Below are 13,859 nucleotides of genomic sequence, written 5' to 3'. Positions count from 1 at the left end.
CGATACACAAATCTAAATGGAGTTTTTATTCATGATAGATTGCGACATGGTATCCGTATAATTCCATTTTACTTCGATTGATACAAATATAAAATTAAATTAAAAAGGAAGTTCGATTCTTAATAATAAGAATTGTTAATTCAGTATCATTTTAACAATTAATTAATCCTATAATGCTTTCCAAATCAAATAATTATGTTCTATTTAGGAATGTAAACTACAGTTAAAGAGCCAATGTTGTTTAGAGAACTATGTATTTTTATTTTAAAGAGTAATTATTTTACCCAAAAGAAAAGGGCTAATCCTTCAATAAAGAATTAGCCCCTAATACGATATAGAAATATTTTTTTAATCTAATATCTTGCTAGAATATACCTAATTTACCAAATACGATTAGGACACTAATACCTAGTACAAGCGTGATAGCACCCACCATGATACCAACTTTAAGCATATCGTTTTGGCGAACCAACCCTGTTGAGAAGGCTATAGCATTAGGAGGAGTACTAATAGGCAAGCACATAGCAGCAGAAGCAGCGACTGCGATACCTACAAGAACAGTTACTGTACCACCAATAGCACCTAAATTTTCACCCATACCCTTACAAACTACGGCAAGAATAGGAAGTAATAGAGCCGCTGTAGCAGTATTACTAATGAAGTTACTTAATACATAGCAAATCAAACATGCCACAATAAGAATAACAAACGGATTCCAATTGCCGAATGGAATACTCTTTATAGCCTGTTCAGCCAAGCCTGTTCCATTCATAGCCATACCTAGAGCAAATCCTCCAGCTACCATCCAAATGACGCCCCAGTCAATATCTTGTAAATCTTTAGCACTCAAAACACCGGTAAAAGCGAACACAGCAATTGGTAACATAGCTGTAGTGTTAGCATTAATACCGACTTTATCGCCAAATACCCACAACAAAATCGTGGCAATAAATGTAATAGCTACAACAACCGTACGCCAATTACGATTCATGTTACCATTGATTTCTAGATTGATAGTCTTTTGCTTAAAGGGGAACAATTTAGTAAGAAGATACCATGCAATAGTCAATAAGACAATAACAAGTGGTATCATGATCATCATCCATTGGACGAAAGTAATCCCCATATTCAATCCTGCCGGGTCATTCAGATATTTGACTGCGAATACATTTGGAGGTGTTCCAATAGGTGTACCCATACCACCGATGTTTGCACCAATAGGGATTGCCAATGTCAAAGCGATACGCCCTTTTCCCTCAGGAGGCAATGCACGAAACACAGGAGTCAAGAATGTCAGCATCATAGCAGCTGTAGCCGTATTACTAATAAACATAGAGAAGATACCGGTAATAAGCAAAAAGCCCAAAAGAACATTCTCTGATTTATTACCGAAAGGCTTTATCATCGCCTTAGCCATCATCACATCAAGACCACTCTTGGTTGCAGCGATAGCCAAAACAAAACCACCTAAGAACAGAATAATTGTTGGATCGGCAAAGCAAGCCATGATACCCACAGAGTCAAGCAACTGTCCATACTGCCCTTCTGCACCTTGGAAAAACTTAAAAGAACTGTTGGATACAAAGAAGAGCAGCACGAAGATAATACAAACGGAGGTTGCCCATGCGGGAATCGCCTCAGTTATCCACAGCAAGACAGCCATGACGAAGATAGCAATAACGCGTTGCTGAACTACAGTAAGTCCATCAATACCGAAAAAAGAAGTTGGAAGATTCCATACGATTACGGTGACAAGCATCGTAATCGCAAACATCAGGAATTTCGTTTTATTGAAATCACCCGATAAAACTTTGTGAAGTGTTTCTTGCATAATAGATTGTTAATTAGTTAATAATTAGATTTAGACATGCTGGCAAAGGTATAGAAAAAACATATAACAAGCGCATCTGACCTATAAATTTATGTAAAAAAGCGGCATTTTTAGTATCTCCTTTCGCATTCCAATATAGATACAACTACCCAAAATATACGTCTACATATACCTAAAATCATTTTTTTTGCTAATTTTGCGAATAATATAAGAATACAATGAATATGAACAAATATGCCACATATATCTTGTTATTTACATCCTTATTATTTATTGCTTGCAAAGGAAGTAATAAACAAACTATCAGCAATAAGAACATTGAATCAGAAACGAGCGATACCACTCATATCAATTACGCTCAAGGGTTTAGCGTACAAAGTCTCCCTAATGGTGTAAAACTCGTTGAAGTGAAGCCAATAAAGGCGATGAAAGGTGTTGAAGAAATGCCCACAGACTACAAATTCGCCTTAATTCCAAGAGGAACAGAGATAAAAACTCCAGCCGGATACACCCGTATTGAAGTTCCTATCACTCGCTGTATTGCCATGACAACTCTACAGTTGGCCGATTTTATTGCTCTCCATGCACTAGATAAGGTTTCAGGTATCACAAGCACAAAGAACCTATTCAACCAAGAAGTCAAACAACTTGTAAAGGCAGGTAACATAGTTAAAATTGGGCACGAGGGCAATTTCGACAACGAAAAGATTATAGCAGCCGATCCACAACTCATCTTTATCTCTCCATTTAAGCGTGGGGGATATGACGCTATCAAACAAACCAGTGTCGTCCTGATTCCACATTTAGGATATAAAGAGGAAACTCCACTCGGTCAAGCAGAATGGTTAAAATTTGTTGGACTATTTATTGGAAAGGAGAGAGAAGCCGACTCGCTATTCAACGCAATCGTACAGCGTTACGAAGAAGCCAAGAAATTAGCCTTAAGGACTACTAACCGTCCTACCGTAATGAGTGGTGAGATGCATTTCGGACGTTGGTTTGCTGTCGGAGGGCGCAACCATCTTGCTCAACTCTTTCACGATGCAGGAGCAGAATACATTCTACAACATGATAAACACAGCGGAGGTTATCCACTAGAATACGAAGAAATGTATGCTAAAGGGGCTAATGCCGACTATTGGCGTATTCTTAACTGTTTTAAAGGACACTTTTCTTACGACGCATTAGCAAAGAGCGACCCACGTAACAAGGATTTTAAAGCATGGCAGAAAAAACATGTCATCTATTGCAACATGAAGCAATCTCCCTATTATGAAAGTAGTCCTGTCGAGCCGGATATACTGATCAAAGATCTCATTCACATCTTCCATCCCGAATTACTCAAAGATTACAAACCCAAATATTATCAACTTCTGAAATAAAAACCCTGCTCATTTGAACAAGCATCTCATCATATTTGTCCTTATATTCCTACTGATTATCCTGCTTTGGATTCTCAATGTCATGATTGGTTCAGTGCATGTTCCTTTCAATGACGTCTATCACGTCTTAGTAGATGGGCAAGATGTAGGGATTATCTCCCGAAACATCGTTCTCAAATCACGTATTCCACAGGCAATGGTGGCACTTGTTGCCGGTGCAGGATTGGCTGTAAGCGGTCTACAGATGCAAACTATTTTCCGCAATCCATTGGCTGGTCCATCTGTATTAGGCATCTCCAGCGGAGCCAGTCTAGGCGTTGCTTTCGTTGTCTTATTATCAGGTTCCATCGGAGGTGTAGCTCTCAGCCGACTTGGTATCTTTGGCGATGTAGCCATGACATCAGCTGCCATCATTGGATCATTGGCAGTTATGGCACTTATCGTAGCCGTATCTCAGAAGGTACAAGGCAGCGTAACACTTCTCATCATAGGTGTCATGATTGGTTATCTAGCCACAGCCATCATCGGAGTATTAAAGTTCTTTTCGCCCGAAGAAGACGTCAAAGCATTCGTAGTATGGGGGTTGGGCAGCTTTGCTCGTGTCAGTGGTGGCGAGATGTGGCTCTTTGTATGTATCATGGGTATTCTATTACCTTTACAATTGCTAATGGTTAAGACGCTCAATTTGCTTCTACTGGGTGATGACTATGCACGAAATTTAGGACTGAATGTACGGCGTGCCCGCACTTTAGTTATTATTGCGAGTGGCGTACTCGTTGCTATCATTACGGCATATTGCGGTCCTATCATGTTCATAGGTTTGGCCGTCCCCCACCTTTGTCGCTCTATCTTCCAGACATCCGACCACCGTATACTCCTGCCTGCAACCATGTTAACAGGTAGTCTACTGGCTCTTGTCTGTAATCTTTTGGTACGTTTCCCCGGCATCGAAGGGGCTTTACCTGTCAATTCGGTCACAGCTTTAGTCGGTGCACCCATCGTTGCCTCCATCATTTTCTCTAGACAACGAAAGTACTAAGACTCCATTCTACCAAATTCGACCATCATTGTCTATTAACAAGAGTTCCACCTCACAGTCCGGAGCTAACGGTTCACAATATAATAAACAATATCTGCGAACTACATTCACAAAGTTCTGCACATCCGATTGAGGCATAATTTTCCATAACTCTCTAGCCAATTTGATTTTGTCAAGTGCTTCTAATACCTCTTTTCCACAACGGGCTTCTACCATCATCGACGCAATAAAAGCCTTGTCCATTGTAGAATGCTTGCTATGTGTATCTAGATGACCAGCCGCTAGTTTCACCGCTTTTCCCAGCATAATACCCAATGAGAGTTTAGTGAATCCCTCATCAGCAGCCATTTTAATTGTATCCCCTATGAAATTTCCATATTCTACAAACACTTGTGAGGGCAAATGTGGATAAAAAGCCTTTACATATCGCTCACTCTTTGCCCCACTATTGATGACGACATGGTCACAATCTGTAGCTCTAGCAACATGCATACACTTACGAATAGAATTTAGAAAACCCTCTTTTGAGAATGGTTTGATAATCCCCGACACTCCTACAATGCTTATTCCTCCCTTTATTCCAAGTCTGGGATTAAAAGTCCGACCGGCAATTTCCTCTCCACGAGGCACGCTAATCGTCACACGTAATGGTTCATCAGTCAACAATCGCAGGTTTTGTCGAATCATCTGTTGTGGCACTTTATTGATAGCTGGCTCACCGGGCAGCGTATCAAATCCCGGCAGGGTAATTATGCCAACCCCTACTCCACCATCTATTGCAATATCATCCGGTTGTCCTTTGGCAGTAGCATCAACCTCTACGTAGGCACAAACCTCCAATCCGTTGGTTACATCAGGATCATCCCCGCTATCTTTTATACACATACAATAAACTTTTCCGCTTTCATCCTCACCATCATATATAGGTACAGAGAGCGATTCACCGTTCGGAATGACAACTTTAACACTCGCAATGGGAGCTTCATCTAATTGCAATAAACGTCTACAAGCACCGATAGCGGCTACCGTCGCATATGTTCCTGTAGTGAGCCCACTCTTCAATTCAAAGAAATTGGGGAAGAGTTTTTCGGTTGCACGTCGTAGTCCATAGGGGCCATTCACTATCTGATAACAACTCTTCAGTATTCGAAAACGAGACAACACAGTATGATAATCGGGACGTTTAATAGCATATACTTTACAACCTATGCGTAAAGCCGCCTCTACCTTTTGCTGGAATCCACCAGAACTTCCACTTTCTTTGATAACGATAATGTCCGGACGCAGCCGTTCCAAGAGCGGTTCCAGTTCCTCCTGACTATCATATAGATGGCTCTCATCAACTCCATCAGCCAGAGCCTTTTCTTTGCTTGCAGGCGTATTGAGTATCCGATAATGCACATTTGCCACAGTTTCTAAAGTATGAAGTTCTTTGACAGCAGAGACTCCACAAAGAGACAAAACAACAGTTTTCTGAGATTGCATCTCTAACAATTTTATCTCTTGTACAAAAGAGGCATAACTATCTATCCAACAAACATTTAAGCTTTGATTTATAGATTTTCTATCAAAGCGTATTAAAGGTATTTCCAATTCGCTAACCAATCGCACTATAGACTCATGGATGTGTTCCGCAAAAGGATGCGTAGCATCTATGACGAGACGAATATCATGATTTTCGCAAAAAGTAATCTTCTCCTTATGTGTCATTGCACCAACCAATCTAGTACCATGGTGTAATGTCACCTCTTGCGAGTCGGTTCTTGTAGAATAATAAAATGGTCGTCCGGCTTCTTCCAACACCTGCACAGCAATCCTCCCTTCGGTCGTTCCGCCATAAACAAGCACACTGCCGGCAACCACTTGGTCTCTGTCTCGCAACTCAGGATTTTGCATTTCTGAACAAATGGGTGAAATGACTAGAATATAATTCACTCAATCCTGACCTGTTGCCAATGGCTTCTCCTACTACCAACAAAGTATCAAGTGTCAGCCGATTGTCCTTTACTATCTTTGCCAAATCCTTCAACTGACCTCTAAAAATTTTCTGTTCAGGCCATGTCAAACGATAACAAGCTGCAACAGGAGTCTCAGCCGGATATTCCATTAACAATTCTTTCTGCACTTCATCTACGAGTGTCGCACTCAAATAGATGCACATTGTACTTTGACTGTGAGCCAACATGTGTAGCTTTTCTTTTTCAGGCATAGGGGTTCTCCCCTCTCCACGGGTTAGAATGATCGTCTGTGTCTTCTGCGGAATGGTAAATTGAGAACGCAACTCTGCCGCCGCCGCTTGAAAAGCACTAATTCCCGGTGTTATATGATAATTCATATGAGCCTTATCAAGCAAAGCCATTTGCTCCTGAATAGCCCCATACAAACAAGGGTCTCCGGTATGCAGACGCACTATTTGCTTTCCTTTTTGGTAGAAATTCTGCATCAATTCCACCTGCTCTTCAAGGTCTAAATCAGCACTGCTCCTCACCGTCGCCCCTGCTTTAGCGCAACTTACCACCGCTTTAGGTACCAAGCTACCTGCATAGAGTATCAAATCGGCCGTTTCAAGGAGATTGCGTCCCCGAACAGAAATCAAATCAGGATCGCCCGGCCCTGCTCCTACAAACTCAATATGCGCACCACGTTGAAAAGCCACATCAACTGCTACCGCCAATGTCCACTTCTCACCTTTCTGCTTTTCCACAACAAGTTGCCCCCCACTTGCAGCCAATAATGCCGAAGCCTCACTCACACTGGGCGTACCTACATGTTTAGCTACCACTTTACTCCCATTAGGAACATCTATCTTCTGTAGCTCTTCAGCCGTATAGAAATGAAAGGGATACGTTTCTTCCAATACAGCAACAACCGGCTCATCGGCCTTTACATCTATTGTATTCAAGTCTATAATAGCATCATGAGAAACATTGTGACGCAACAAAGCACTCCAAATTTCATCAAGAATTTGCTCTGTTGGTTGTGCTTGATGAGCCAAACCCAATCCCACATGTACACAACGAGGTATATAATTTAGCGTCAAATTATCAGTAACAACAGGCTGTTGCCGGTAACTAACCGACAAAATGAGAGCATAGCGAGAGGTATCAATATCTTCCGAACAATAATAAATATCCACAAAATCAGGACAAGTACGCTCTAAATACTCTGTTCCTCTATCTTTCACCTCCAAGAGTAAGGCCGTCGGTTTATGGTTCGTAAAGGCAAAAATACAGTCATTAAGTTCCGTTTTGGAGGCTGTCCAACCAAACTGTCTAGCCAATGTATCCAACGGCCAAAGTCCTTCATAATCGCTTTGCGTAGTTACGACCGGCATAGTGCCAAGCATTCCAGCAATCTCATGGGTCAGTTTGTTCGCACCACCCACATGTCCACTCAACACACTGATGACATTATTGCCCATGCTGTCAATACAAATTACAGCCGGATCTGTATGTTTATCTTCCACAAAAGGAGCTATCGTACGCACACAAATACCCATGGCACCAATAAACACAAAGGCATCAAAGTCATGAAAAACTCGTCCTACGCTTTCACGTACTATAATTTCGCCCTGTAACTCTACTTTTAGCTTGTCGGCAATGGCTCTACCTTGAGCTGATATAGGGATGATAGCTATTTTCATTTCGTTGCTGATAAAATATAAATTGGATTATGATTGTCTACTGTGAGTCGCATTGGAGATATGGTATGCATCCTTAACTCTGTAGCAGCTTCATTGAACAAATCGAAACTTTGCGATGTGACGCTATTCATAACAACATGTGCTCCAACCGGTAATAGCAGATAAACACGATTCAATATTTCCTTTAAGCGTCCACCATGTCCACCTATAAACACGGCATCGGGAGCAGGAAAATTGGCTAAATCCACTTTCATGAAATCGCCCATCACCGCCGTAATGCCCGGACAATGGAATCGCCTTTGATTTTCTTGCAATATTTTCTCACATTTGGGGCGAATCTCGAAACTCACAACATGTAAATGCGGGAATTGCAACTTGGCTTCAATGCTGACACTCCCTGTACAGAACCCTATATCCCAAAACACCTGATGGCTACGTAGATGTAGTGCTTGGAGCGACAACAACCGAATCGGCATCTTCGTTATCATATTGACTCGACCATCCAAAAGGGCAAAACGTTGTTCCTCAATACCATATTCACGCTGTGGCACAGCATCGTCATCAGCATGAAGTATCAGGCAATTAGGATATTCAAACTCATGCCTTACGGCGTCTTCCAATGCAAAACTACGAACTCGTTCCTTATCGGGATGTCCCAAATGTTCCCCAACCGACATCACATATCCGTCAAAACCATATTCCAACATACGTGTGGCAATCGCTGCCGGTGTATGTTCCCAGTCGGTCAACACGCCCATTTTCAGACTTCGTTCTATCAAGGCACGGTCAAATTCATGCCAAGGGCGCCCGGTCAAACTCACGATTCGCATGTCATGATAAGGCATCACGAGCCGATGAGCCAACATTTGTAGACTATTAAAATAGGGATATAGCTGTATTTCGGCATCAGGCTTCAAGCGCTTAATAGTATTGGCAAAACCATAAAACAAGGGATCATTGGAAACAAACACTACTATCTCATCGACCCGCATTTCATTGCTGACGCTCTCATACTCATCAAAGACCATTGTCATCGGGGCTACAATATCTATCCAGATAGCATCCATGGGCAACAAATGTTGTACCAGCTCATGGTGACGCTTTCCCCCAGAGAACACTTTAGCGGTTTCAATTGCTTGTAAAGCAGCAACCGGCAACTCAAAACTAGGCGAATCTGAAAGTCCGATAACGATGAATCTCATGCGTTTATAAGATGAATTGAAAAGTTCTACAAATCTCTACCCGGTCGCAATTGTGCAGCATCGTCAAAGCAGAGAATAGCATTACAAAGCGTCGCAGCTAAATTACTTCCGCCTTTTCGCCCCTCTACTATCAGTTTCGGGACTTCTTGAAAGGTCTTTACCATGTGCTTACTCTCACACACATGTACAAATCCAACAGGGGCAGCAACTATACCCGACGGCCGAGCTTTACCATGACGCATCAGCGAACAAAGTTCCATCAATGCCGTAGGTGCATTGCCAAATGCGAAAAGAGCATGCGGATGCTCGGCCACAGCTAGTCTAATACCGGCCTGAGTACGGGTTATTCCCTCTTTCTCTGCCATTTCCTTGACACGCGAATCGTCCAAATAACACAGTACATTGACGCCCAGTCGAGCCAAAGCTCCTTTGCGAATGCCACTCTTTACCATCGTCACGTCGGTGACAATCGTATCAATCCGACCATCTACAATCCCATTATAAAGCGTCTCTACAGTTCCTTTATCGGTATAAAGGATATCCTCCATATCAAAGTCGGCAGTGGTATGGATGGCATGGAGCAATGCCCATTGATGGTCAAGTGGTATATCCTTATCTTTAAGTTCGCTAGCAATCGTCTGGAAACTTTTAATCATGATCTGCCTACCAAGTTTGTCTTCAGATGCCTCATTGGCTTGATAATATCCACGAGGGGTTATCATGCTCTCTCCCCATTGATAGGTTTGACTGTTGCCAATGATGACAATAGTGAACATATCCACCTTTTCAGGATTGAATTCACCAAGCGTTGTCAGATGTACAGATTGCTCCGGTCGACCGGCTTGACGTACATATCCAACCGGTGTATCAGCATTTCGGCCATTCTTTAGGAACAGTTCAATCAATCTATATAACTGCCAATAACGGCCATTACTTTTAGGGTTGTATACAGCTGTAACGAAATCAGCTTGTGCCACAGCAATGATTCGGCGCTCAATAAGATTCCATGGAGTCATCAAGTCGCTTAACGAGATGACACAAAAGTCATGTCCCATAGGAGCACCGAGTAAGGAAGCTGCCTTCTGAAAGGCACTCACACCCGGACACGACACCACCTCTACGTTACTACTACGCTCCCGTTTCATTTCTAAAATAAGCGGAGCCATGCCATATATACCGGCATCTCCACTAGAAATCACGCAAACCGTCAATCCTTTCTCGGCTTCCTTAAAAGCCATTCGAGCACGTTCGCGCTCTTTTTTCATTCCGGTATCAATACACGACACACCTTCTCGGAGATATGGAGCGATAAACTGAAAATAGTATTTGTATCCTACAATAACATCGGAAACATGAACTGCATCAAGCACAGCTGGGGTTATATCGTCTTTACTACCCGGACCAATACCGGCGATGATAATTTTTCCATTGCTCATAAAGCTTACTTCTTATCCATATAATCAAGTGCTGCGCCAATGGCTGTACAGAACTCACTGTACTTAGGAATCCTAAAATGTACTCCGTAGAGTTTCTCCAACCCCGGATACACTTCTTTGCATTGTGGCAACAGTGTAAGGTTGCCAATCATCACAAAGTCCTTGATACCGCTACCAAGGCTTGAAAGGATGCTGGCACTACCAATAGACTGTAGTACCATACAAATAAGTCCGATAGCAATATCTTCTCTACTGGCATTAGCCTTGGCATTACTGAAGAGCGATGCAGTTGCATTCATAGGCAGGCCGGGAAGTGGACGTGCGCTAATATCGCCTATCAACAGATTGATTTTACTAATATCACCCTGCATAGCTAGGCTTGCCACCTGCTTAATATCATCGGTCTTCAGCATGATACGACTTAACCCTTGAAGCGTCCCCCCCCCAATACCAATACCGCCAATATGGCGAATATCATCGCCATCGCACATAACAAGACTCGTACCTGTACCCATACTCACCACTATCATGCGGTCGAGCTTACTCTCATACCGCGCTCCCAACCCATCGGCTATAAACTCTTGACTCTTACTGGTGGGCAACCCGTAAATAGGACTGTTGATATATGCTGCCCCAACACCGGTGAGCATCACTTGTTCTACGTCGTTTAGTTCTATCTTATTATCGTAGAGATACTTACCAAATGCTCCATAGAGACTTGTCACAGGGTCGGTAGCTTTGATACGAAAAGGGTTGATAACCATCCTACTACTATCAACACCAACAATCTTTGTAGTACTAATACCTACATCAATGCCTATTACGATTTTCTTCATTACTTCATATTTGTGTTGTCGCTACAAAGATAAACAATTTAAATGAATTATAGTGGTAGCAAAACTCATAAACTATAGAAGTGGAAAACACAGCACTTCACACCCCAAACTCGTCTACTTGCAAACTTATTTATTCGTCAACTAATGCGCTGCAAAGCCGAAGCAACAATTCTGAAAAGCCCAATCAGCAAAACTGAAACAACAAGGCAGAAATACTATCAAGCCTCTGCAGTAAATCAATATATTTTCAATAAAAATACAAAGTAGCCGATAATGAAGAAAAAAAAGGGGCACATAAGAGTGGATAAATCAAAAATAGTGTAACTTTGCACCGTCTTTATAGCATGAAACACTGACTAGCCAAGATAAACAACTTATAGCATATTGAAATGATGATGTTAAGAACTGACAGACGTGCTGTTACCAATGAGATTAAAGACTATCTCATGATTCTAATCGGAATGGTATCTTATGTAATGGGATGGACAATTTTCCTACTCCCCAACAACATTACAACCAATGGTGTACCCGGTATTGCTTCTGTTCTTTATTGGGGACTTGGAATCCCAGTACAGTATACTTATTTCACCCTAAATGCAATTTTATTAGCTATCGCACTACGCGTATTAGGGTTGAAATTTTGTATGAAGACTATCTATGCAGTATTTGTCTTGACCGTCTCAACAGCTTTCTTTAGGAATTGTGTTCATGTACATTTGCTAGAAAACCAGCCTTTCATGGCTAGTATTATTGGAGCTATCTTCTGCGGAAGTGGTATTGGTCTTAGCTTCTCTTTCAATGGTAGCACTGGCGGAACAGATATTGTTGCAACCATCATCAATAAATACAAAGACATATCCTTGGGACGTGTCATCATGATGTGTGACATTTTCATCATCTCGTCGAGCTATTTTGTGTTCCACAACTTCGAACAAGTGATTTACGGTTACGTGGTTCTTTGGGTGACAGCATTTTGTATTGACCAAGTTGTCAATAGCATGCGACGCTCCGTACAGTTCTTTATTATCTCGGATAAATACAAAGAGATAGCAAGCCGTATCAATGTTTCACCCCGTCGTGGTGCCACAGTCATAGATGCACATGGCTTCTATTCCGGTCATGAAGTAAAGATGTTATTTATCCTAGCCAAGAAAAGAGAGTCGGGAGTCATCTTCCATATCATCAACGAGATAGACCCATCGGCATTCGTTTCACAAAGTAATGTCATCGGAGTATATGGAAATGGTTTTGATAAATTCAAGACCGGAATGTCTAAATTTCAAAAGACGAAAGCCTAACGAAAAAGGAAGTAACTCCCACCATCGCTCTCAGCATACTTGCGCAGTAGTTTCTGAATGAATTCGGCATTATCCTGTACACGCTTCTCATCACCATCATAACCGTTAATAATGACGGCAAGGTGACATGTATTAATGCTGATTTTCGTCCGTTCATGGTCGCTGGTGGGTGTACCTACTCCACCTATTTCATCGCGATAAACGGGTAATCCGGCTATATTAATCATTCCGCGACCTATTCCTTCGTATGGTTCGCCCTCGCGACCGACACCTAATTGCAGTGTGTCGCCTACAAATTTATCGGCATCGAAGCCTCCTATACTGTAACCGAAAGACATGCTGGCAAGGTTTATCAAGTCGACCAACGTATCGATTTGATAAAGTTCTTTCGACTGTAATAAACGTCTAACGAGTGCTTCTGCAGCCGGACGGTAGCGCGAAGGATCCTTTCCGCAGGCTCTATAAACTTTCCGAGTGGCTGCAATGCCGCTTATATCTTTCAGTTGTTCGGTCGTCAATGTTGCTCGAAAGTGTTCACCTAATTGATTGATTTCATCCCAAAGAGGTTGGCAATAAGCAGTGTTAACCACCTGTGCCTCGACATATACTCCCACAAACTGCGGACATACTTGTTCTATTTCTTTCCCTACGATTATCTTCATACTGCAAATTTACGGAAAAGCCATCAAACAATCTCAATGTTAATCAAAACTTTTAGGCTAGCCAAATGGCCACTCATCTATCTTATCATACTATTTTCAGGACAGAAAGAATTATCTCACTTTTTCTTTCTAACTTCGCCAACAATGATTCTACACAACCGTTGAATCACACTACTATATATAAATAAAACAATGGAAAAACTAAAAGGCTTCTTTGCAAAAGATAAATTTGCAGCTCTCGTAGGTGCAGAGTTGCTTGAATTAAAGGAGGGATATGCCCGCGTAAGAATGAAAGTGACGCCCAATCATTTAAATGCTGGGGGCGTATGTCAAGGGGGGATATGCAGAGGCTAAAGAACTTGTCAACCATCATCGTATGCCGTTTGCAGAAGTAAGGATTACGAATGAAGATAATGAACTTCTCTGCGTCTTTACATCGAGTGGATACCGAAAAGACGTAGATATAGAATTCTAAAGACGAACAAAAGGACTAATCAAGACAGATTAGTCCTTTTATTATTTTTATCCTC

Annotated in this window: 10 protein-coding genes and 1 pseudogene; 4 read left to right on the top strand and 7 right to left on the bottom strand. The window is 41.9% G+C overall.

The features are described from left to right. Nucleotides 1-364 precede the first annotated feature (364 nt). The gene (locus HMPREF0671_RS09730; protein ID WP_036900010.1) at nucleotides 365-1,831 is read right to left on the bottom strand and encodes a DASS family sodium-coupled anion symporter; all 1,467 of its coding nucleotides are present in this window, start codon (nucleotides 1,829-1,831) and stop codon (nucleotides 365-367) included. A gap of 224 nt (nucleotides 1,832-2,055) precedes the next feature. Between HMPREF0671_RS09730 and HMPREF0671_RS09725 the strand changes: the two genes are divergently transcribed. Together HMPREF0671_RS09725 and HMPREF0671_RS09720 are read left to right on the top strand one after the other, a co-directional pair. Beyond that, the gene (locus HMPREF0671_RS09725) at nucleotides 2,056-3,213 is read left to right on the top strand and encodes an ABC transporter substrate-binding protein (RefSeq protein WP_052052996.1); all 1,158 of its coding nucleotides are present in this window, start codon (nucleotides 2,056-2,058) and stop codon (nucleotides 3,211-3,213) included. A 13-nt stretch (nucleotides 3,214-3,226) separates the two neighbouring features. Next, nucleotides 3,227-4,252 (top strand): iron ABC transporter permease, encoded by a 1,026-nt coding sequence (locus HMPREF0671_RS09720; protein WP_036900008.1) that lies wholly within the window; start codon nucleotides 3,227-3,229, stop codon nucleotides 4,250-4,252. A 9-nt stretch (nucleotides 4,253-4,261) separates the two neighbouring features. On the opposite strand, the gene cbiD is transcribed toward HMPREF0671_RS09720, so the two are convergent. From cbiD to coaW, 5 genes are read right to left on the bottom strand one after another with little or no spacing between them, the layout of a single operon-like run. Then, nucleotides 4,262-6,187, bottom strand: a complete 1,926-nt coding sequence (gene cbiD / locus HMPREF0671_RS09715) for a cobalt-precorrin-5B (C(1))-methyltransferase CbiD (protein WP_232223198.1) — start codon at nucleotides 6,185-6,187, stop codon at nucleotides 4,262-4,264. Then, nucleotides 6,135-7,895, bottom strand: coding sequence for a precorrin-4 C(11)-methyltransferase (cobM, locus tag HMPREF0671_RS09710; protein ID WP_036900006.1), 1,761 nt, complete (start codon nucleotides 7,893-7,895; stop codon nucleotides 6,135-6,137). Before cobM ends, cbiD begins: the two co-directional genes overlap by 53 nt. Continuing rightward, on the bottom strand, nucleotides 7,892-9,097 hold the full coding sequence (locus HMPREF0671_RS09705; protein ID WP_036900004.1) for a bifunctional cobalt-precorrin-7 (C(5))-methyltransferase/cobalt-precorrin-6B (C(15))-methyltransferase: 1,206 nt from the start codon (nucleotides 9,095-9,097) through the stop codon (nucleotides 7,892-7,894). The genes cobM and HMPREF0671_RS09705 overlap by 4 nt, the downstream gene beginning before the upstream one ends. A 26-nt stretch (nucleotides 9,098-9,123) precedes the next feature. Further along, nucleotides 9,124-10,533 carry a precorrin-3B C(17)-methyltransferase gene (gene cobJ / locus HMPREF0671_RS09700; RefSeq protein WP_036900003.1) on the bottom strand — a complete coding sequence of 470 codons (1,410 nt, stop codon included), beginning with the start codon at nucleotides 10,531-10,533 and terminating at the stop codon, nucleotides 9,124-9,126. A gap of 5 nt (nucleotides 10,534-10,538) precedes the next feature. Continuing rightward, the gene (gene coaW / locus HMPREF0671_RS09695; RefSeq protein ID WP_036900001.1) at nucleotides 10,539-11,369 is read right to left on the bottom strand and encodes a type II pantothenate kinase; all 831 of its coding nucleotides are present in this window, start codon (nucleotides 11,367-11,369) and stop codon (nucleotides 10,539-10,541) included. Nucleotides 11,370-11,764: 395 nt separating this feature from the next. Here coaW and HMPREF0671_RS09690 point away from each other — a divergent pair, with 395 nt between their 5' ends. Continuing rightward, nucleotides 11,765-12,667 carry a YitT family protein gene (locus HMPREF0671_RS09690; protein ID WP_036900011.1) on the top strand — a complete coding sequence of 301 codons (903 nt, stop codon included), beginning with the start codon at nucleotides 11,765-11,767 and terminating at the stop codon, nucleotides 12,665-12,667. Here the strand turns inward: HMPREF0671_RS09690 and HMPREF0671_RS09685 are convergent. Continuing rightward, complete coding sequence (locus tag HMPREF0671_RS09685; RefSeq protein WP_036899999.1) at nucleotides 12,664-13,329, bottom strand: B3/4 domain-containing protein; 666 nt, start codon at nucleotides 13,327-13,329, stop codon at nucleotides 12,664-12,666. The two genes, HMPREF0671_RS09690 and HMPREF0671_RS09685, sit on opposite strands and share 4 nt — an antisense overlap. Before the next feature lie 192 nt (nucleotides 13,330-13,521). On the opposite strand from HMPREF0671_RS09685, the pseudogene HMPREF0671_RS12085 reads away from it, so the two are divergent. After that, nucleotides 13,522-13,804: pseudogene (locus HMPREF0671_RS12085) on the top strand (PaaI family thioesterase). The last annotated feature ends 55 nt before the right edge of the window (nucleotides 13,805-13,859 follow it).

It is taken from the genome of Prevotella sp. S7 MS 2 (assembly GCF_000762865.1).
Taxonomy (GTDB): domain Bacteria; phylum Bacteroidota; class Bacteroidia; order Bacteroidales; family Bacteroidaceae; genus Prevotella.
This window is presented reverse-complemented; position numbering and strand designations above follow the sequence as displayed.